The organism is Nocardia sp. CA-107356 (assembly GCF_050946365.1).
GTDB lineage: Bacteria > Actinomycetota > Actinomycetes > Mycobacteriales > Mycobacteriaceae > Nocardia.
The window spans coordinates 6,877,406-6,897,509 of sequence record NZ_CP191992.1 but is presented as its reverse complement, the minus strand read 5'-3'; the positions used below and the strand labels follow the sequence as shown (position 1 = coordinate 6,897,509).

Here is a 20,104-nt window from a genome sequence, read left to right as displayed (position 1 = left end):
CAACACACAGACACTGCGGCACACAATCCGGGAGAAGGGGATTCCAGAATCTCTTTTGTTTCGGGTTGTTGCGCTGTCGGTGTGGATAGTTTCATAGAGTTACGGCGGCTATAGCGGTGGGGAAACGCCCGGTCCCATTCCGAACCCGGAAGCTAAGGCCACCAGCGCCGATGGTACTGCACTCGACAGGGTGTGGGAGAGTAGGACACCGCCGGAACATCCTTCACGATAGGGGACCCAAACTTTGGGTCCCCTATCGTCGTTTGTGCACCTAAATCTTTGCCGTGCTCGGGCCCGACCGCCGAGACGTGATTGAATTCAGAGGTTCGACAACCTCTGGCGGAACCTAGAAAGGGGCCACCGTGTCGGAACAGAACGACGGCCGGAAGTCTTTCCGGCGGGGTGGTCCCGAGCGCGGCTTCGGCCAGCGCAATGAGGGCCCCGACCGCGATCGAGGCAGTGCCTCTCGCGGCGACTCCACCGACCGAGGTAGCTCCAGCGAACGCGGTGGCTTCAAACGCAGCGGCGACTCGAGCGATCGAAGCAGCTCTGGTGACCGTGGCGGTTTCAACCGCAGTGGCTCTGGCGAGCGTGGCAGCTCAGATCGTCGCGACTCCGGCTCCCGTGGCAATTCCGGTGATCGTGGCGGTTTCAACCGTGGTGATTCCGGCAGCCGGTCCGAGTCCAGTGACCGCGGCGGCTTCAAACGTGGCGGCACCGGTGGCCGCGCTGGCTTCAATCGCGGTGACTCCGACCAGCGCGGTGATTCCGGTGACCGAGGCGGCTCCGGTGAGCGGGGGGGCTTCAAGCGCTCCGGCGAATCTGGTGACCGCGGCGGTTTCAACCGAGGTGGCTCAGATCGCGGTGGCTTCAAACGAAGTGGCGATTCTGGTGATCGTGGCGGGTTCAGCCGCAATGATGCGGGTGGCCGCGGTGGGTCCCAGGACAGTGGCGGCTTCAAGCGCCGTGAAGACTCGGATCGGCGTGGCAGCGATAGCCGCGGCGGTGATTCAGGCGAGCGCGGTGGCTTCAAACGCGGTGGCGATGCAGGTCAGCGGAGCGACTCCGGTGACCGTGGCTACAACCGTGGCGGCTCTGGGGATCGTGGTGGCAACCGTGGTGATTCAGGTGATCGTGGTAGCTACGGCCGCAGTAGCTCCGGGAATCGCGGTGATTCCGGCGAGCGCGGTGGTTTCAACCGTGGTGGCTCCGGTGACCGTGGTGGCTTCAAGCGCGGCGGCGATTCGGGTCAACGGGGTGACGCCAGCGACCGCGGCGGGTTCAAGCGGCGTGAAGATGCTGGTCCGCGTGGCGGTTTCAACCGTGGTGGTGACTCCGGTGGGCGGGGTGATTCGGGCCAGCGTGGCGGCTGGAGTCAGCGCGGCGATGACGCGCAGGACCGCCGTCGGGGCGGCGAAGGCGCACGCGCCGGGGGTGGTTCAGCGGAGCGCCGCGCGCCGCGCCCGGAAGAGCCGGATTTGCCCGATGACGTTCAGGCCACCGATCTCGAACTCGCAGTGCGCCGCGATCTGCTGAGCCTGGATAAGAGCAATGCCGAAGCAGTCGCCCGCCACCTCGTGATGGCGGCTCGACTGATCGATGACGACCCGCGTCTTGCTCTGGCCCATGCGCGGGCGGCCCGCCATCGCGCCGGTCGCATTGCCGTGGTCCGCGAAACCGCTGGCGTCACCGCTTACCATGCGGGCGAATGGGCCGAGGCCCTTTCCGAACTGCGCACGGCCCGGCGGATGTCGGGCGGTTCCGGTCTGCTCGCCGTGATGGCCGACTGTGAGCGCGGCCTCGGCCGCCCCGAACGCGCCATCGAATTGGGTCGTAGCGACGAGGCCCGCTCCCTGACCGGTGACGAGGCCACCGAACTCCGCATTGTGGTAGCGGGCGCTCGCATGGACCTCGGCCAATACGACCAGGCCGTGGTCACCTTACAAACCTCGGATCTGGACCCGTCTCGCACGGGCTCCGCCGCCGCGCGTCTGTTCTACGCCTACGCCGACGCTCTGGTCGCCGCAGGCCGCACCGCCGAGGGCCTCACCTGGTTCCTCAACGCCGCCTCCGCCGACCTCGATGGCGAAACCGATGCAGAGGAACGCGCCGAAGAACTAACCGGCGACACCGACCTCTAGCGGCGAGTGGGCGGTGCCGCGAAGCGCGACAACAGGAAGCGGAGTCAGGGCTCGTCGGTGAAGAGTTCGTCGACTCGGGTGATGGTGTAGGCGCGGTCGGCCCAGTCGGCCAATGTGTCGCGGTTCGGGCAGGTAGAGATTCGCAGACGGGCTGCCTCGGGGACTTCCACTTCGCGGTGGGCCAGGGTTCGTAGAATCGCCGCGACTCGTTCCTCGACCACACCTGCTTCGTGACCTTGTTCGCGGCCTTGTTCGCGCCCCTGTTCACGGCCTTCTGCGCGCAGGCGGTTCGACGTCTCGGAGCGGTAGAACGCGAGATCCAGGGCCATCAGTTTCCTCCAGATATCAGCGGCGGCCGGGTTGTCGCCGAGGCCCATTTCGGTGAGTTCGGCGAAGATGTTGTGTTCTTGGGTTCCTCCGAGGCTCCGCAATGCTGCGGCCAGTGTCTCCAGTATCGCACTGGCGCACTGGTCTTTGGCGTGCGTGATCGCGGACAAGGTGGCTAGTGGGATGTCGGATTCGGCAATGGCAACGTCGGTTACCGCGGGCACATTGTGTGGTCCGAGAACGAGGGGATGAACGGACAGGCTGGTCCATTGGGGCATGCCGATCGGCAGGGGACCTCGGGCCCAGCTGGCGGTTATCCGGTCTTGGCACACCACGAGCAGAACGATCGGCAGGACGTATTTGGCATAGAGGAAGGCAATGTAGTAGGCCCAAGCCGCTGGTCTGGTCGGGTCATGTTTGCTCTGTGCTTCGACGAGAAGCAGGAACGGGCCTCTGGCGGAGGTGACGCGTAGGACGGTGTCGGCTCGGCGCTCGACCGGTGCGGGTTCGGTCAGGTCTGTGGACAGCAGGACCACCTCGAGCGGCTCGGGGAAGGGCAGGCCGAGGGCGCGGAACGCGCGGGCGAATGTGCCCGGGTCGTGCTGAAAGAGGCGGTGCATAGCCTCGTGCTGGGAGCTGACCATGGCGACCAACGTACGCTGGGAAATCGAAAATATGTTCGATGAAGGTTGGCGTGCAAGGTCGGCGACGGCGAGTTGCTCGGACACGGTTGGCGGTGTCGCACAACGCGCTGGCGATCTGGGCGAGTGTTCGGGAAAGTGCTTGGGGTGCACCGCCGGTCGACGCCGTTATTTTCCTGTCGACGGGCTGGCGTAGTGTTCGAATGTCTCGGTCGCTGCCGAGGAACTGCAGGCTGAGCGTTCGAGGGTGCCCCGGGAACAACGGCAAGGTGCCCGGTCGGTGACATGGAGTGAGAGTGGTGTGAAGCGGCTACGGGATCGGTACGAGGCTCTGCTGCTGGATTTGGATGGCACGCTGTATCGCGGGCCCGAGGTGATCGAGGGTGCGCCGGAGGCGTTAGCGGATTCCGCTGTGTCGCAGCGACTTGTGTATGTCACCAATAACGCGAGTCGTGGTCCGGACGCGGTCGCCCGGCATTTGGCCGAACTGGGATTCGTGGTGGAGACCGATGACGTTGTGACGAGTGCGCAGGCGGCGGCGCGGTTGCTGGCGGAGCGGCTCGACCCCGGCGCGACAGTCTTGATCGTCGGCACCGACGACTTGGCCAAAGAAGTGGATGCGGTCGGACTGCGCTCGATCCGGCGTTTCAACGGCGCCGCGCCCGACGCTGTCGTACAAGGACATTCGCCCGACACCGCCTGGCCGGACCTTGCCGAGGCGGCTTACGCGCTGAGCGCGGACGCACTGTGGGTCGCCGCGAACACTGATAAGACGTTGCCGAACGAGCGCGGCCTCGCACCTGGCAATGGCGCCATGGTCGCTGCCCTGCGTGCCGCCTCCGGCAGAGAGCCGCTGGTGGCGGGCAAACCCTATGCGCCACTACTGGAGGACGCCTTGGTGCGTGCCGGAACGCGCAGTGCGCTGGTGGTGGGCGACCGCCTGGACACCGACATCGAGGGCGCCAACCTCGTCGGCCTCGAATCCCTGCTTGTCCTGACCGGTGTGAGCACCCTCGACGAACTGGGCGACGCTCCTGCGGACCGGATCCCCACCTACATCTCGGCGTCCTTGGATGCACTGAATCATCCGCCGGTCGGCAACGACCCGGCCGACCCTGCCGCCGACTTGGCAGAACGCTTACGGCGTAACCCGGGACGAGCCGTGATGGTGCGCGCGTCCGGTTCGGAAATCCGATAGCGTTGACCCTACGATGACTACTTCGATGCCTCGCCCGAACGGACCCGGTACGCCCCAGCCCCATGGCCCCGGTACCTACGGCCACGGCTCGAACGGACCCCGCCCCGGGACTCCACTGCCGGGCCAGCATCTGCCGGGCGCGCAGGGACGTCCGGAGCCTGCCGACCCCGCGAAGATCCGCGCCGAGATCGACGGCCTACTGGCCGAACTCGACGCGCGTCCGGCCTGGACCGGGCTGGCGGCTACCCCGCCGACGACCGATTCCGATTCCGGCGTCGATATCACTCGGCGCGCTCGCATCCTGGAGCAGGCACATGAGGTGCTCGTCCAGGCCCTGGCCACGGTGGACAAGATCTGAGGTGGCCAGGCGCGCGCGGGTGGACGCCGAACTGGTTCGCCGCGGATTGGCGCGATCGCGAGAACACGCGGTCGAGCTGATCGGTGCGGGCCGCGTCCTGATTGCTGGAACGGTCGCCGTGAAACCGGCGACCGCCGTCGAAGCGGGCACGCCATTGATCGTGCGCGAGGAGCCCGACGAAGTGTCGTGGGCATCGCGGGGAGCGCACAAACTGCTCGGGGCGCTGGCGGCGTTCGAACCGCAGGGCTTGACCGTCGCAGGTAAACGTTGCCTGGATGCCGGTGCGTCGACCGGCGGCTTCACCGATGTGCTGCTCTCGAAGCAGGCCCGCGAGGTCGTGGCCGTCGATGTCGGCTATGGCCAACTGATCTGGCGCCTGCAGAACGATGACCGCGTGCGGGTCTTCGACCGCACCAATGTCCGCGCCGTTACTCCCGAATCCATCGGCGGCACCGTCGAACTGGTGGTCGGTGATCTGTCGTTCATCTCGCTGAATCTGGTGCTACCCGCGCTCGCGGCCTGTTGTGCACCGGGTGCGGACCTGCTGCCCATGGTGAAGCCGCAGTTCGAGGTGGGTAAGGAGCGGGTAGGCTCCGGCGGTGTGGTGCGCGATCCGGCATTGCGCGCGGAAGTGGTGCGCGATGTCGCCGCGGCCGCCGCCGAGTTGGGGTTGCGTACCGCCGGGGTGGCGGCCAGCCCGCTGCCCGGTCCGTCGGGCAATGTCGAGTATTTTCTGTGGCTGCGCAAGGATGGGCAGTTCGAGTACGACGACGAGCAGGTCGCGGCCCTCGTCGAGCGGGCGGTTGAGGAGGGTCCACAGTGAACGCGCTGACACCGGCCGAATCCAGGGAGATTCTGCTGGTTTCGCATCCGGGCCGGGCGGAGATCATTGATACCGCCCATCGTGTGGCGAAAATCTTCGCCGATGCGGGCATCGGATTGCGCGTGCTCTCGGACGAAGCGGACAGCACCCGGTTCGATATCGACTGTGAGCCCAGCGCATCGGGCGGGACCGCGATTGCGGAGCCGGGTGGATATCCCGCGCGCGTTGTCGAGCACTGCCCGGACGCGGCGGTCGGTTGTGAGATGGTGCTGTCGCTCGGTGGTGACGGCACCTTCCTGCGCGCGGCCGAATTGGCCAGGCCTGCTGGGGTGCCGGTGCTGGGAATCAACTTGGGCCGCATCGGATTTCTGACCGAGGCCGAGGCCGAACACCTTGATGAGGCATTGGCGAGCGTGGTCCGCGGCGACTATCGCCTCGAACGCCGGATGACCATCGATGTCACCGTCCGGGTGGACGACGAGATCGTCGAAACCGGTTGGGCACTCAACGAAGCCAGCATCGAGAACGCGTCGCGGATGGGCGTGCTCGAGGTAGTCTTGGAGGTCGACGGACGTCCGGTCTCGCAGTTCGGTTGTGATGGCATCCTCATCTCCACGCCGACCGGCTCGACCGCATACGCGTTCTCCGCGGGCGGCCCGGTGGTGTGGCCGGAACTCGAAGCGCTGCTGGTGATTCCGAGCAATGCGCATGCCCTGTTCGCGCGGCCGCTGGTGACCAGTCCGGAGTCCAGGATCGCCGTCGAATCCGTTGCGGCGGGCCATGATGCGATAGTTTTCCTGGACGGCAGGCGGACTCTCGCACTGCCGAAGGGCGGGCGGCTCGAGGCGGTCCGCGGCGCCGAACCGGTGCGCTGGGTGCGGTTGGATTCCGCGCCCTTCGCGGACCGGATGGTGCGCAAGTTCCAATTGCCCGTGACAGGCTGGCGTGGGCGACGGCGAACGGAGAGCACACGTGCTGACAGAGATCAGGATTGACGGCCTTGGTGTCATATCCGCGGCCACCGCGCAATTCCATGCGGGTCTGACGGTTCTCACCGGTGAGACCGGCGCCGGTAAGACCATGGTGGTGACCAGCCTGCACCTGCTCAGCGGGGCGCGCGCCGACGCCGGCCGCGTCCGATTGGGTGCGGCGCGTGCCGTGGTCGAGGGCCGGTTCACCGTCGACGAGGTGAATACGACCGCGCAGAAGGAAGTTCAAGTAGTGCTGGAATCGGCTGCGGCCGAACGCGATGACGACGGCAGCATCATCGCGATCCGCACTGTCGGCAGTGACGGACGCTCTCGCGCGCATCTGGGTGGGCGCGGCGTACCCGCCTCGGTCCTCGCCGATTTCACCGCTCCGCTGCTGACCGTGCACGGCCAGAACGACCAGTTGCGGCTGCAGCGTCCGGATCAGCAGTTGTCCGCGCTGGACCAGTTCGCGGCCGATTCGGTCGGCCCGCTGCTGCGTAAGTACCAGGTGCAGCGGCGATCCTGGCTCGATGCCCGCACCGAATTGCTCGAACGCACCGCGCACAGTAGGGAACTCGCGCTGGAGGCCGACCGGCTCAAGCATTCGCTGTCCGAAATCGATGCCATCGCACCGGAACCCGGCGAGGACACGCGCATTGTCGACGAGGTACGCAGGCTCAGCGATCTGGATTCGCTGCGCGAGGCCGCCGCGGTCGCACACGACGCATTGGCCGGTCCCGCCGATTCGCCCGAGGATGGTTCGGGTGCACTGGAATTGCTCGGCGCCGCGCGTGCCCGCATCGAATCGGCCGATGATCCGGCGCTGACCGCACTAGGGCCGCGCCTCGGTGAGGCTATTGCGGTGGTCGTCGATCTGACCACCGAACTCAGCGGCTATCTCGCGGATCTGCCTTCGGACCCCGGCGCTTTGGATTCGCTGCTCACCCGGCAGGCCGAATTGAAATCGCTGACCCGCAAGTACGCACCGGATATCGATGGGGTGATCGCGTGGGCGGATGAGGCGCGCACGCGGCTCGGCTCGCTCGATGTTTCCGAAGAGGCCTTGGCCGCATTGGCGGCGGAGATGGATATCGCCGCGGAACGGGTCCGCGAGGCGGCCCGCAAATTGACTGCCGCACGGACGAAGTCGGCGGGCAAGCTCGCCTCCGCGGTGAGCGCCGAACTGGGCGGCCTGGCGATGGGCAAGGCGAAGCTCGAGGTCGTGGTGCGGCCGATGCCCGCGAGCCCGCAGGACTCGGCGCCGCTGACGGTGGACGGGACGGAACTGCATGCGGGTTCGACCGGCGTCGACGAAGTGGAGTTCCGGCTCTCGGCGCACTCGGGCGCGCAGTCATTGCCCTTGAGCAAGAGCGCATCCGGCGGTGAGCTCTCGCGCGTGATGCTGGCACTGGAAGTGGTGCTCGCGAGTTCGGATCACGGCGCGACCATGGTCTTCGACGAGGTCGACGCCGGTGTCGGCGGTCGGGCCGCGGTCGAGATCGGCCGCAGACTGGCCCGGCTGGCCCGCACCCATCAGGTGATCGTGGTGACCCACCTACCGCAGGTCGCCGCCTTCGCGGACACTCATCTGGTGGTGGACAAATCCGACGATGGCAAGGGCAAGGTCAACAGCGGCGTCCGGGCATTGACCAAGGATGAGCGCGTCATCGAACTCGCCCGCATGCTGGCCGGTCTCGACGACACCGAAACCGGCCGCGCACACGCCGAAGAACTTCTCGAAACGGCCCGCGCCGAACGCGCTCTCGCCTGACGGCGGTTCAGCGCAGGGCTTTTTGTGCGCCCTTGATGAACTGGTTGATGAGGTTCTTGAGGCCGAGTTCGACGACCTTGGCGGGGACGGGGAGGCTGGGCTCGGACTCCATCGTGTAGGAGACCAAGGTGCCGTTATCGGCGTCGGTGAAGGTGATGGTGCCGACGTGGCGCTTTACCGGCGCGCCCTTGATGATCTTGTATTCCATCAGCTCGCCGGGGACCAGCTTGGTGGTCTCCTCGACGATGCCGACTCCTGCCTTGCCGATCAGGTACTGCGCGCCGACGCCCGCCGGGGCGGGCGTGCCGGGTGTCTTCAACGTGAAGTCCACCGGGATGTACGGGTTGATGCCGTCCCGCTCGGTGAAGAACTTGTAGACGACATCGCGCGGTGCCGCGATGATGGCGTCGACGGTGCTGCTGGCCATAGTGTCTCCTCTTCGAGATATCTGTGACCGGCAGCATACGGGTACTGTCCGGTTTCGTCGTGAGCCGTGTCACTGGGATCACAGTGCGCCCGGTTCCTGTCGACTTCGAATCACGGTGTCACCCAATCCTGGTCGGACGTGCCCATGGATCGAGCAGGCCCGCATTGCTACGCGCTATCCAACTGCCCGCGGTGGCACCGGCCGTGGTGAACGGTGGGCTCGGTTCGGCGAACGGCTGGCCCTTTCCTGGTGGCCCGGGTGTTCATCGAATGGGTTGGGTTTTGCTGTTCGATAGCTAGATCGGGGGGCGTACCGACATCATATTGCTGGCGATGGCGCTGCTCGGGAAGGTCGGCGATTCCGTCTTCGCCGTCGTGGAGCGTGGATTAGTCGACAGCCGCTTCTGATCAGGGCGCGAGTGGGTAGCCGAATGCGCGTCGCCTGTTATCACAGTGACGAATGTGACAGATGGTTCGGCGCGCCTCCATCAATGGTTGAGAGTTTGCCGCCAGGATCGGGCCCATGAAGATGTTGGCGTTGTTGTCGAAGAACACCGAATCGCTGGCCGGGCTGACCGGGATAGCCCGGGTCGACCGCAACACCAGGCGTTTGCTGAAGCGGGTCGGGCCCGGCGATGTCGTCATACTCGATGAGATGGATCTGGATCGGCTCACCGCCGATCGGCTGGTCGAGGCGGGCGTGCTCGCCGTGGTGAATACCTCGCCATCGATTTCGGGCCGCTATCCCAATCTGGGACCGGAAGTGTTGGTCGCCAACGGGATTCTGCTGCTGGACACCGTGAGTTCGGATGCGTTCAAGATCAAGGACGGCACCAAGGTCCGCATCGACGAGGGTGTCGTCTACGCCGACAAGTTGGTCAAGAAGGAGCCCGAGGTCCTGGTCACGGGCATCGAGCTGACCGAATCCGATATCGCCGAGCGGATGATCGAAGCCCGCAACGGGCTCGCCGATCATCTGGAGGCGTTCGCTGGCAATACGATCGAGTTCATCCGCACCGAGAGTGCGCTACTCATCGACGGCATCGGTGTGCCGGAACTCGAGCTCACCATGAAAGATCGACATGTGGTCGTGGTGGCCGACGGCCCGGACCATGCAGACGATCTCAAGCGACTCAAGCCGTTCATCAAGGAATACGCGCCGATCATGGTCGGGGTCGGTCGTGGCGCGGATACGTTGATGAAGCAGGGATACCGCCCCGATCTGATCGTCGGCGACCCGGACGAAATCACCACCGGCACTTTGAAATCCGGCGCCGAGATGATTCTGCCCGCCGATACCGACGGCCACGCCAAGGGGCTGGAACGCATCCAAGATATCGGCATCGGCGCGACGACGTTCCCGTCCTCCGGCGCCCCCTCCGACCTGGCCCTGCTGCTGGCCGACCACCACGGCGCAGCGCTGATCGTGACCGCGGGCGCCGCCGCATCCCTGGACGATTTCTTCGACCGCGGCCGTCGCGACAGCAATCCGGCGACGTTCCTGACCCGACTGAAGGTGGGCGCCAAACTCATGGATGCCAAGGCCGTTGCCACGCTCTACCGAAACCGGGTCTCCGGCACTGCCATCGCGATGGTCGTGCTCGCCGCCCTCATCGCGGTGATCGTGGCCATGCTGGCCTCGAATATGGGTTCCGAGGCGCTGGACTGGGCCACCGACGCCTGGAATCGCTGCGCGCTGTGGGCCCAGGGCCTAGTCCGCGGGGGAGGAAACTGATGATTTCGATTCGGCAGCACGCGGTTTCGATCGTCGCGATCTTCCTGGCCCTCGCCATCGGTGTGGTGCTCGGCTCGCAGACCGTGGCGGCGGACCTGCTGTCCGGACTGCGTGCGGATAAGTCGGATCTGCGTAAGCAACTCGATGTCGCCACCGATCAGAACGAGCGGCTGTCCGACGAAATGAACGCCGCGGACCGGTTCATCGCCGGATCGGCGGGCCGAATCCTCGGGGGCACCCTCACCGACCGCAGCGTCGTGGTCTTCACGACTCCCGACGCCGAACCCGCCGATGTCGAGGCGGTGGCGAAGGGCCTGGAAACCTCCGGCGCCACCGTGACCGGCCGCATCGCACTCACCGATGCCTTCGTCGATGCCTCCGAGGGGGATCGGATGCGTACCGCGGTCACCAATGTCATTCCGGCGGGCGCGCAACTGCGCACCGGACAGGTCGATCAGGGCAGTATGGCGGGCGATCTACTCGGTCTCGTGCTGCTACTCGACCCAGCGAACGCGCAACCGCGCAGCACCCCGCAGGAGCTGAGTCTGGTGCTGGAGACGTTGCGCGGCGGTGGCTTCCTCGCCTATGGCGACACTCCGGCGCACCCCGCTGATCTTGCGGTCGTCGTCACCGGTAACGGCGCGAAGTCCAATGACAACAGCGAGGGCAGCAATATTGCCCGATTCACCGGCGCCCTGCGTGGCCGCGGCGCGGGTGCAGTACTCGCTGGCCGATCCGGTGCGGCTGACAATCCGGGACCGATCGCGATCATCCGCTCCGACGCCGCGTTGGCCACCGACGTCACCACCGTCGACAACCTCGATCGCGAGATCGGCCGCGTCACCACCGTGCTGGGCCTCAGCGAACAGCTCACTGGCGGCGCGGGCCGATACGGAACCGGTGCCAAGGCGACCTCCCTCACAATCATCGGCGTGCCGCGCAGCTGATCCGCGGTCTGGTTAGCTCGAAGGGGACCCGGAATCGGCCGATTCGAATACCGCACGCGAGGTCGTCCAGCATCGTTCACGGTCCGGCTCGTGTGCGAGTGGCCGCAGCGCATGCGAGGTAGTCGTGAGTCTCGGCCGCTCGGAACGAGGCATCAACGGGCCGAGAACATGCCGCGCCCGAGCCGACGCAGCGACTCAGTGGCAAACGTGCGTGGCGGGTGATCGGACCGGCTTTTTCGTGTTACCGTGAAGACCCGTGGGTCATACACGGAATCAGGCGCGAACGGCCACGAAGCACATCTTCGTCAGCGGTGGCGTCGCCTCCTCATTGGGTAAGGGTCTTACCGCCTCCAGCCTCGGTCAGCTGCTGACCGCGCGCGGACTGCGGGTGACCATGCAGAAACTCGACCCGTACTTGAACGTCGATCCGGGCACCATGAATCCGTTCCAGCACGGAGAAGTGTTCGTCACCGAAGATGGCGCCGAGACCGATCTCGATGTCGGTCACTACGAACGGTTCCTCGATCGGGACCTGTCCCGGGACGCGAATGTGACTACCGGGCAAATCTATTCATCGGTGATCGCCAAGGAGCGGCGCGGCGAATACCTCGGTGACACGGTGCAGGTAATCCCGCACATTACCGACGAGATCAAGAGTCGCATACTCGCGATGCAAGGCCCGGATCTACAGGGGCAGGTGCCCGATGTGGTGATCACCGAAATCGGTGGCACCGTCGGCGATATCGAATCGCAGCCCTTCCTCGAGGCGGCTCGGCAGATCCGCCACGACGTCGGCCGGGACAATGTCTTCTTCCTGCACGTATCGCTGGTGCCCTACCTCGCGCCGTCTGGTGAGCTCAAGACCAAGCCGACCCAGCATTCGGTGGCCGCGCTGCGCAATATCGGTATCCAGCCCGACGCGCTGATCCTGCGCTGCGATCGCGAGGTGCCCCAAGCGCTCAAGAGCAAGATCGCGCTGATGTGCGACGTCGATGTCGACGCCTGCATATCCACCCCGGATGCGCCGTCGATCTACGACATTCCCAAGGTGCTGCACCGTGAGGGTCTGGACGCTTATGTGGTGCGCAGGCTGGGACTGCCGTTCCGGGACGTGGACTGGACGGTGTGGGGCGATCTGCTCGAACGGGTGCATCAGCCGCGGGAGACGGTCGAGGTCGCGTTGGTCGGAAAGTACGTCGATCTGCCCGATGCCTACCTGTCGGTCACCGAGGCCTTGCGCGCGGGCGGGTTCGCCTCGCGGGCCAAGGTGAATATCCGCTGGGTGCAGTCCGACGAGTGCGAGACCCCGGCGGGCGCGCAGGCCGCTCTGCGCGATGCGGACGCGGTGCTCATCCCCGGTGGATTCGGTATTCGCGGCATCGAGGGCAAGGTCGGCGCCATCACCTACGCCCGCACCCGTGGGCTGCCCTTGCTCGGCCTCTGTCTCGGCTTGCAGTGTGTGGTCATCGAGGCGGCGCGCTCGGTCGGTCTCGCCGAGGCCAATTCGGCCGAATTCGAACCGGACACACCGCATCCGGTGATCTCCACCATGGCCGACCAGGAGGAGATCGTGGCCGGTGAGGCCGATCTCGGTGGCACCATGCGCCTCGGCGCCTACCCGGCGACGCTGACGAAGGGTTCGGTGGTCGCGCAGGCCTATGGCACCGAGCACGTCTCCGAGCGGCACCGGCATCGCTATGAGGTGAACAATGCCTACCGCGACAAGATCGCCACCAGCGGTCTGAAGTTCAGCGGCACCTCGCCCGACGGGCATCTCGTCGAATTCGTGGAGTTGCCCGCGGATAAGCACCCGTTCTTCGTGGCCACCCAGGCGCATCCGGAGCTCAAGAGCCGCCCGACCCGGCCGCATCCGCTGTTCGCCGCGCTGATCTCGGCGGCGCTGAAATATAAACTGGCCGAGCGGCTTCCGGTCGATATCCCGGATGAAGAGTTCGCGAACGCAGATCAGGCGTCGTAGATGAGTGATAACGGGGGAGCCCGGCCGGGCAGCCACGATTTCGAGACGGTGGCGAGTAAGACCGTGTACAGCGGCGCCATCCTCGCGTTGCGGCTCGACCAGGTGGCGATGCCGGGCGGGCGGGTGGTCGAACGCGAGGTGATCGAGCATCATGCGGCGGTCGCGGTCGCGGCTATCGATGACGCCGACAACGTGGTGCTGATCAGGCAGTATCGGCACCCGATCGGCGGGCGATTGCTCGAACTGCCCGCTGGTCTGCTCGATGTTCCCGGTGAGGATCCGCTGGAAGCGGCCAAGCGTGAGTTGGCCGAGGAGACCGGATTGGCCGCCAGGGAATGGGCGGTACTGGTGGATGTCGCTCTCTCGCCCGGCTTCACCGACGAGGCGCTGCGGGTGTACGCCGCGCGGGGTCTCTACGAAACCGACCGGCCCGACCCGGAATTGGAGGAGGCGGACCTCGAAATGGTCCGCATGCCGGTCAACGAGGCCGTGCGGGCCGCGCTGGCCGGTGAGATCGTCAATGCCACGGCGGTCGCCGGTGTATTCGCCCTCGCGGCTGCCAGGGCGGGCGGGACCGAACTGCGTCCCGCCGACGCGCCGTGGCCGGGACAGCCGACCGCGTTTCTCCGCCATAAGGCGGCGCAGCGACAGTCCGAAGACTGACGAGGGTGCTCGCGCGGGAATTGGATGCCTATCTCGACCATCTCGCGGTCGAGCGCGGCGCCGCGCGCAACACCCTGGGCGCCTATCGCCGCGACCTCGACCGATATCGGAATTTCCTGACCGGACACGGTATTACGGCGCTCGACCAGGTCGGCGAATCCGATGTCGCGGAATTCACCATGGTGCTGCGGGCGGGTGGGGCCACCCATCCGCCGCTGGCCGCCAGTTCGGTGGCCCGTGCGCTGATCGCGGTGCGTGGGTTACATCGGTTCGCCGCCGCCGAGGGGATGACGAGTACCGATGTCGCGCATGCCGTGAAACCGCCGGCGCCGGGACGCAGGTTGCCGAAAGCCCTACCGTACGACCAGGTTCTACGGTTGCTGGAGGCCGCGGGTGGCGGGCCGAGCGACGATGCCGAAGCGAACGGGGCCGGATCCGACGGCGGGCCACGCGGTTTGCGCGACCGCGCGCTGCTCGAGCTGCTGTATTCGACCGGGGCGCGGATCTCGGAAATGGTCGGACTCGATGTGGACGACCTCGACACCGAGGAGCGCGCCGTGGTGCTGCACGGTAAGGGCGGCAAGCAGCGCATGGTCCCGATCGGCCGGCCCGCACTCGCCGCGGTCGACGCGTACCTGGTGCGCGGCAGGCCGGTGCTCGCCGCGAACGGGAAAGGCGCTGCGGGTGCGCTGTTTCTGAACGCCCGCGGCGGACGCCTGTCGAGGCAGAGCGCCTGGCAGGTCTTGCAGACCGCCGCTGAGCGTGCTGGCATCGGCGCCACCGTCTCTCCGCACACCCTGCGCCATTCGTTCGCAACACATCTCCTCGACGGCGGCGCCGATGTGCGTGTGGTCCAAGAACTTCTGGGCCACGCGTCGGTCACGACCACCCAGATCTACACCCTCGTCACTGTGAATACCCTGCGCGAGGTCTGGGCCACCGCCCACCCTCGCGCGCGCTAGTCCGCCGGTGTTCGCGGCGCCGCGCACGATTTTGCCCGATGAATCCGTGCGCGGCGGACGAGAAGACGCGCGGGGTGGACAAGAAGACGCGCGGGGTGGATCCGCGCACAACGGGTATCGTCCGGTTCGATGTCGATGTCGACGGCGAGCCGTATCGGCGTCAGGGGAGTGAACGCTTACGCAGGTAAACGCGGGTGTCGCGTGTCCGAGCGTGGGTCTTGCGGTGTCAAGCGGTAGCGTCTATCGAGAGCTGGACCGTACGAAAGCGAGGTCGGGCCTGATCGGCCTCGCTACGCTCGGGCAGATAATGCCGGAGTCGAGCGAAGGCAACGGGCAGGAACGTATAAGGAGCAGCGGATCGTGACGACAGCCAGTGCGGCAGAGCCGCCGATGAGTGCTGGGGCGCAGCCGCTTACGGGTCCCAGGTCGGGTCCGTACTCGGAGGCCGCGGCGGAGACGCTGTGGGGCAACGGCGCCGAACCCGTCCCCGAGGACGCGGCACTCGGTCCTACCGGGCGCCCGCTGCGTGTCGTACCCGACCCGCCGCCGGTCGAGCGGCACGGCGATGCGCTGATCGTGGCCATGTGCAATCAGAAGGGTGGCGTCGGCAAGACCACTTCGACGATCAACCTGGGCGCCGCGCTCGCGGAGTTCGGCCGCCGGGTGCTGCTGGTCGACCTGGATCCGCAGGGCGCGCTGTCGGCGGGTTTGGGTGTTGCGCACCACGATCTCGACCTGACCGTGCACAACCTGCTGATCGGGTCCAAGGTCTCCATCGACGAGGTCCTCATGGAGACGCGCGTCGAGAATTTGGACCTGCTGCCGAGCAATATCGATCTGTCGGCCGCGGAGATCCAGTTGGTCAACGAGGTCGGCAGGGAGCAGACACTGGGCCGCGCGCTGGAACCGGTGCGCGAGCGCTACGACTACATCCTGATCGACTGCCAGCCCTCGCTGGGGCTGCTGACGGTCAACGCGCTGGCCTGTTCCGATGGTGTGATCATTCCGATGGAATGCGAATACTTTTCGCTGCGCGGGCTGGCGCTGCTCAATGACACCGTGGAGAAGGTCCGCGATCGGCTCAACCCGCGCCTGAGCCTGTACGGCATCGTGGTGACCATGTTCGATGCCCGGCTACTACATTCACGCCAGGTCATGGCGCGCGTCGTCGAGGTCTTCGGCGACTTGGTGTACGACACGGCGATCTCGCGGACCGTACGCTTTCCCGATGCCAGCGTCGCGGGTGAACCGATCACCACGTGGGCGCCGAAATCCGGTGGGGCCGAAGCATATCGGTCGATGGCGCGGGAAGTCATCCACCGGTCCGGCCGGTGATCGGCGGTACCGAACCGGCGCCATCGACGAACACGGATACGCTCGGCTCGGAGTCTGGTGAGTTCGCCGATCAGGGCTCCGATGCCGGGCGTGCTGTCTCGGCCGACTCTGCGGCTGCGCATGAATCCGCTGACGTACAAGATGATCCCCCTGGTAGACCTGGAAGTGAGGGGGAGTCGGCGGTGCCAGGAGGTACTGGACCAGTCGACCCGGCTGTTAGCCATTCCGATCCTGCGTCGGCGCAGAAGTCGGGGTTTCAGCTGCGGCTGAGCAATTTTCAAGGGCCGTTCGATCTGCTGTTGAATCTGATCAGTTCGCGCAAACTCGATGTCACCGAGATCGCGCTGCATAAGGTGACCGACGAATTCATCGCCTACACCAAGGCTTTGACCGCGAGCATCGGGCAGCAAGACACGTTGCGCGCCGACAAGATCCTGGATCAGACCACCGAATTCCTGGTTGTCGCCGCCACGTTGCTCGATCTCAAGGCGGCGCGGTTGCTGCCATCCGGTGAGGTGACCGACGCCGAAGATCTCGAACTCCTCGAGGCGCGGGACCTGCTCTTCGCCCGGCTGCTGCAATACCGCGCGTTCAAGCAGGTCGCCGAACTGCTCGGCGAATTGGAAGCGGTCGCGCTGCGCCGCTACCCGCGCGCGGTCGGTCTGGAGGAGCGCTTCGCCGAACTGCTGCCCGAGGTTACGCTGGGAGTGGACGCACATGAATTCGCCGCGATCGCCGCGGCGGCCTTCCGGCCCCGACCGGCGCCCAAGGTGGGACTCGATCATCTGCACCAGCACGCCTTCTCGGTCGCCGAACAGGCCGCGCTCGTGCTCGAACAGCTCAAACTGCGCGGACCGGGCGGCTGGACGACCTTCGGCGAACTGGTCGCCGACTGCGATGTGCCGATCCAGATCGTCGCGCGCTTCCTGGCTCTGCTGGAGCTGTACCGAGGCAAGACGATCGAGTTCGATCAGCCCGACCCGCTCGGGCCGCTCTCGGTGAGCTGGACCGGCGACCCGAAGGACGAGACCGCCGACACCGTGACCATCGAGGAGGACTACGGGTGAGCGAGCGCACCATGTCACAGCGCACGACGCAACCGCGCGCTAGCGGCGCGGTGGTGAGCGAGCGTCAGCGGGTGAGCCATCAGCACAGTGCGTCTTCGCGTACGGCGGAGTTGAGCGTCAGCGAGGTGGAGTCGTGAGCGAGGAGTTCAGCGAGCGCACCACAGACACCCCGGCACCGGCGAAGCACAACGGTGTCGTCGTTGGCGAGGGTGCGCGATCGAGTGGGACGGACGTCGAGGACAGCACAGCGATCGTGCCGGGCGAACGCGGCGAGCGGACCGAGGACGCCGCTGCCGTCGGTGTGGCGGCGGCGTCGAGTGAACGTGGCGAGAGCGTGGCTGGCGCAGCGCCCTCCGATGTGGCGGGGACGAGTGCGGACGAGCCGTCGCCGCGTGGCTCCGGCAGACGAACCGACGGCGCCGCACGGTCCACCGCGCCCGGTGATGAGCCCTCCGGCGAAGGTGTCGAAGGTATGACACCTGCCGTCGCGGCGCGATCGCGCGAGGATGAACCGGCTTCGGATCAGACAGTGGCGGACGTCACGCCCGAGCCCTTGGACGACGACGAATTCCGATCGGCGCTGGAGGCGATGCTGCTCATTGTGGACGCTCCGGCCCCGGTAGAACTGCTGGCCGACGCCTTGCGGGACAACCCGGCGCGGGTGGAGCAGGCACTGCTGGCGATGTCGGCGGAACTATCCGCGCGGGCCAGTGGCATCGACCTGCGTTTCGTGGGTGACGGCTGGCGCTTCTATACTCGCAGCGAGTACGCGCCGTATGTGGAACGGATGCTGCTCGACGGCGCCCGGTCGAAATTGACCCGGGCGGCATTGGAAACACTGGCGGTGGTGGCATACCGCCAACCGGTGACCCGGACCAGGGTCAGCGCGGTGCGTGGCGTGAACGTCGACGGTGTGATGCGAACCCTGCTGGCTCGCGGACTGATCGCCGAGGCCGGGGTCGACCCGGAGACGAACGGCACGCAATACCGCACGACCGAACTGTTCCTGGAACGGATCGGACTCGCATCGCTGACCGATCTGCCGCCACTGGCGCCCCTACTGCCGGGCGTCGACCTGATCGACGAGATCAACGAGAGCCTGGAGACGGACCCCCGTTACACCAGGCTGAAGAAATCCGCCGAGACCAATTTGGATCTCGGTACCGAAGAAGACTGACAGGACAATATGAATACGCCCGCTCGCCGAGATGGCACACCGGATCGTAGGAACAGAAGCGACCAGCCCGGAAGGGGCGGCGCAGGCCGAAGCGCACGCGACGCGCGTTCGGCACAAAGGGGAGGTACGCAGAGGGGAAGTACGCAGCGCGGGGCCGCATGGGGTGGCTCCGAGCGCGGCTCCTCGCAAGGCGGCGGTGGCTACCGCGGGAATGAGCACAGTGGCGGCGACCGCGGGGGCTATCGGGGATCCGCGCAGGGCGAGGGTGGCTATCGCGGATCGTCGCGTGACTCGGACTACCGTGGCTCGTCGCAGAGTGACCAGCGTGGTGGCGGTTATCGTGGGGCCGCACAGGGTGGCAGCGGATACCGCGGTTCCGCCCAGGGTGGCTCCGATCGCCGTGGTTCGTCGCAGGGCGGCGGCTACCGCGGCTCGGCAGAGGGGGACAACCGCTATCGCGGTTCTTCCCAGGGTGACAGCGGTTATCGTGGCTCATCGCAGGGCGGTTCCGGTAATCGCGGCTCATCGCAGGGCGGCGGCTCGGATCAGCGTGGTTCGCGTGGCGACGCCTATCGCGGTGCCGCGCAAGGCGGTTCGGCCTCGCGTGCCGCCGGTTCGCGCGGTTACCCAGCGGGAGGTGCTGCGCAGCAAGGCAATCCGTCGCGTCGCCCGGGATCGGCCGCGATGTCCGCGCCCGTCGGCAAGAGAGCCAAGACCCCGAAGCCGCAGAAGAAGGTTGTCGCCGCCCCGCTGCTGAGCAATGCCAAGCCAGCCAAGCATCAGCATGTCGAGCAGCCCGCCGAGGGCGGCCACGAGAAGATGCCGTGGGGCGAGGGCGAGCGGCTGCAGAAGGTGCTGGCCAAGGCCGGTGTCGCCTCACGCCGCGCGGCCGAGGAGATGATCGCCCAGGGCCGCGTCGAGGTCGATGGCGCCATCGTCACCGAACAGGGCCTGCGGATCGATCCGCAACACGCCGTGGTCCGCGTCGACGGCACTCGCGTGATGGTGCGCGAGGAACTGGTCCACATCGCGTTGAACAAGCCAAAGGGCTGGCAGTCCACCATGTCCGACGATCTCGGCCGCCCCTGCGTCGGCGATATCGTCGCCGAACGCATCGCGGCCGGTCAGCGCCTGTTCCACGTCGGCAGGCTGGACGCCGATACCGAGGGGCTGCTGCTGCTCACCAACGACGGCGACCTCGCGCACCGGCTCATGCACCCGTCCTTCCAGGTGGAGAAGACCTATCTGGCGACGGTCAATGGTGAGGTCCACAAGGGGATCGGCAAGCGCCTCAGGGACGGTGTCGAGCTCGAGGACGGTCCGGCCAAGGTGGACAAGTTCCAGGTGCTAGAGATCAATGAGGGACGTTCGCTAGTCAAGATCGTGTTGCACGAAGGGCGCAAGCACATCGTGCGCCGACTGCTGGACGCGGTCGGCCATCCGGTGACCCGGCTGGTGCGCACCAATATCGGTCCGGTCGCACTCGGCGATCAACGGCCTGGCACGCTGCGCGTGATCGGTCGCGATGAAGTCGGCAAACTTTACGAGGCGGTGTCGTTGTGAACGGTGTAGAGATTCCCGTGG

17 protein-coding genes, 1 rRNA gene and 2 pseudogenes are annotated in these 20,104 nt (G+C 66.4%); 18 read left to right on the top strand and 2 right to left on the bottom strand.

Annotated elements, in window-relative coordinates:
* The first annotated feature begins 100 nt into the window (after positions 1 to 100).
* A 5S ribosomal RNA gene (rrf, locus tag ACQP1G_RS30915) occupies positions 101 to 217 on the top strand.
* 841 nt (positions 218 to 1,058) lie between these two features.
* A pseudogene (locus ACQP1G_RS30910) lies at positions 1,059 to 2,141 on the top strand (hypothetical protein); the annotation flags it as partial.
* A 44-nt stretch (positions 2,142 to 2,185) separates the two neighbouring features.
* Here the strand turns inward: ACQP1G_RS30910 and ACQP1G_RS30905 are convergent.
* On the bottom strand, positions 2,186 to 3,112 hold the full coding sequence (locus tag ACQP1G_RS30905; protein ID WP_433193122.1) for a hypothetical protein: 927 nt from the start codon (positions 3,110 to 3,112) through the stop codon (positions 2,186 to 2,188).
* 298 nt (positions 3,113 to 3,410) lie between these two features.
* Here ACQP1G_RS30905 and ACQP1G_RS30900 point away from each other — a divergent pair, with 298 nt between their 5' ends.
* Genes ACQP1G_RS30900 through recN form a run of 5 tightly spaced genes read left to right on the top strand, consistent with a single transcriptional unit; the run spans position 3,411 to position 8,230 of the window.
* Complete coding sequence (locus ACQP1G_RS30900) at positions 3,411 to 4,307, top strand: HAD-IIA family hydrolase (protein WP_433208964.1); 897 nt, start codon at positions 3,411 to 3,413, stop codon at positions 4,305 to 4,307.
* Between the two features lie 13 nt (positions 4,308 to 4,320).
* Positions 4,321 to 4,665 carry a hypothetical protein gene (locus tag ACQP1G_RS30895; protein WP_433193121.1) on the top strand — a complete coding sequence of 115 codons (345 nt, stop codon included), beginning with the start codon at positions 4,321 to 4,323 and terminating at the stop codon, positions 4,663 to 4,665.
* Position 4,666: 1 nt separating this feature from the next.
* Positions 4,667 to 5,488 (top strand): TlyA family RNA methyltransferase, encoded by an 822-nt coding sequence (locus ACQP1G_RS30890; RefSeq protein WP_433193120.1) that lies wholly within the window; start codon positions 4,667 to 4,669, stop codon positions 5,486 to 5,488.
* Positions 5,485 to 6,483, top strand: a complete 999-nt coding sequence (locus ACQP1G_RS30885; protein ID WP_433193119.1) for an NAD kinase — start codon at positions 5,485 to 5,487, stop codon at positions 6,481 to 6,483. Before ACQP1G_RS30890 ends, ACQP1G_RS30885 begins: the two co-directional genes overlap by 4 nt.
* Positions 6,461 to 8,230, top strand: coding sequence for a DNA repair protein RecN (gene recN / locus ACQP1G_RS30880; protein WP_433193118.1), 1,770 nt, complete (start codon positions 6,461 to 6,463; stop codon positions 8,228 to 8,230). Before ACQP1G_RS30885 ends, recN begins: the two co-directional genes overlap by 23 nt.
* 7 nt (positions 8,231 to 8,237) lie before the next feature.
* Here the strand turns inward: recN and ACQP1G_RS30875 are convergent, their stop codons facing one another.
* Positions 8,238 to 8,657 (bottom strand): SRPBCC family protein, encoded by a 420-nt coding sequence (locus tag ACQP1G_RS30875; RefSeq protein WP_433193116.1) that lies wholly within the window; start codon positions 8,655 to 8,657, stop codon positions 8,238 to 8,240.
* A gap of 522 nt (positions 8,658 to 9,179) precedes the next feature.
* On the opposite strand from ACQP1G_RS30875, the gene steA reads away from it, so the two are divergent.
* The 11 genes and pseudogenes from steA to ACQP1G_RS30820 all read left to right on the top strand — a co-directional run.
* Positions 9,180 to 10,391, top strand: coding sequence for a putative cytokinetic ring protein SteA (steA, locus tag ACQP1G_RS30870; RefSeq protein WP_433193115.1), 1,212 nt, complete (start codon positions 9,180 to 9,182; stop codon positions 10,389 to 10,391).
* Entirely contained in the window at positions 10,391 to 11,338 is a 948-nt protein-coding gene (locus ACQP1G_RS30865) for a copper transporter (protein ID WP_433193114.1), read from the top strand. Before steA ends, ACQP1G_RS30865 begins: the two co-directional genes overlap by 1 nt.
* 256 nt (positions 11,339 to 11,594) lie before the next feature.
* On the top strand, positions 11,595 to 13,316 hold the full coding sequence (locus ACQP1G_RS30860; RefSeq protein ID WP_433193113.1) for a CTP synthase: 1,722 nt from the start codon (positions 11,595 to 11,597) through the stop codon (positions 13,314 to 13,316).
* The gene (locus ACQP1G_RS30855; protein WP_433193112.1) at positions 13,317 to 13,979 is read left to right on the top strand and encodes an NUDIX domain-containing protein; all 663 of its coding nucleotides are present in this window, start codon (positions 13,317 to 13,319) and stop codon (positions 13,977 to 13,979) included.
* 5 nt (positions 13,980 to 13,984) lie between these two features.
* Positions 13,985 to 14,941: a site-specific tyrosine recombinase XerD gene (gene xerD, locus ACQP1G_RS30850; RefSeq protein WP_433193110.1), complete on the top strand. Its 957-nt coding sequence runs from the start codon at positions 13,985 to 13,987 to the stop codon at positions 14,939 to 14,941.
* 38 nt (positions 14,942 to 14,979) lie between these two features.
* On the top strand, positions 14,980 to 15,129 hold the full coding sequence (locus tag ACQP1G_RS30845) for a hypothetical protein (protein ID WP_433193108.1): 150 nt from the start codon (positions 14,980 to 14,982) through the stop codon (positions 15,127 to 15,129).
* Between the two features lie 202 nt (positions 15,130 to 15,331).
* Positions 15,332 to 16,276, top strand: coding sequence for a ParA family protein (locus tag ACQP1G_RS30840; protein ID WP_433208961.1), 945 nt, complete (start codon positions 15,332 to 15,334; stop codon positions 16,274 to 16,276).
* A gap of 182 nt (positions 16,277 to 16,458) precedes the next feature.
* The gene (locus tag ACQP1G_RS30835) at positions 16,459 to 17,343 is read left to right on the top strand and encodes a segregation and condensation protein A (RefSeq protein WP_433193107.1); all 885 of its coding nucleotides are present in this window, start codon (positions 16,459 to 16,461) and stop codon (positions 17,341 to 17,343) included.
* Positions 17,340 to 17,480, top strand: coding sequence for a hypothetical protein (locus tag ACQP1G_RS30830; protein WP_433193106.1), 141 nt, complete (start codon positions 17,340 to 17,342; stop codon positions 17,478 to 17,480). The genes ACQP1G_RS30835 and ACQP1G_RS30830 overlap by 4 nt, the downstream gene beginning before the upstream one ends.
* A gap of 335 nt (positions 17,481 to 17,815) precedes the next feature.
* Complete coding sequence (scpB, locus tag ACQP1G_RS30825; RefSeq protein ID WP_433208958.1) at positions 17,816 to 18,520, top strand: SMC-Scp complex subunit ScpB; 705 nt, start codon at positions 17,816 to 17,818, stop codon at positions 18,518 to 18,520.
* Between the two features lie 546 nt (positions 18,521 to 19,066).
* Positions 19,067 to 20,083 (top strand): annotated as a pseudogene (locus tag ACQP1G_RS30820) (pseudouridine synthase); the annotation flags it as partial.
* Positions 20,084 to 20,104: the final 21 nt, after the last annotated feature.

Bases quoted from the DNA above. Each gene is read 5' to 3' on its own strand.
- ACQP1G_RS30905 (WP_433193122.1), bottom strand. From the start codon at position 3,112: ATGGTCAGCTCCCAGCACGAGGCTATGCACCGCCTCTTTCAGCACGAC.
- ACQP1G_RS30895 (WP_433193121.1), top strand. From the start codon at position 4,321: ATGACTACTTCGATGCCTCGCCCGAACGGACCCGGTACGCCCCAGCCC.
- ACQP1G_RS30875 (WP_433193116.1), bottom strand. From the start codon at position 8,657: ATGGCCAGCAGCACCGTCGACGCCATCATCGCGGCACCGCGCGATGTC.
- steA (WP_433193115.1), top strand. From the start codon at position 9,180: ATGAAGATGTTGGCGTTGTTGTCGAAGAACACCGAATCGCTGGCCGGG.
- ACQP1G_RS30865 (WP_433193114.1), top strand. From the start codon at position 10,391: ATGATTTCGATTCGGCAGCACGCGGTTTCGATCGTCGCGATCTTCCTG.
- ACQP1G_RS30855 (WP_433193112.1), top strand. From the start codon at position 13,317: ATGAGTGATAACGGGGGAGCCCGGCCGGGCAGCCACGATTTCGAGACG.
- ACQP1G_RS30845 (WP_433193108.1), top strand. From the start codon at position 14,980: ATGAATCCGTGCGCGGCGGACGAGAAGACGCGCGGGGTGGACAAGAAG.
- ACQP1G_RS30840 (WP_433208961.1), top strand. From the start codon at position 15,332: ATGAGTGCTGGGGCGCAGCCGCTTACGGGTCCCAGGTCGGGTCCGTAC.
- scpB (WP_433208958.1), top strand. From the start codon at position 17,816: ATGACACCTGCCGTCGCGGCGCGATCGCGCGAGGATGAACCGGCTTCG.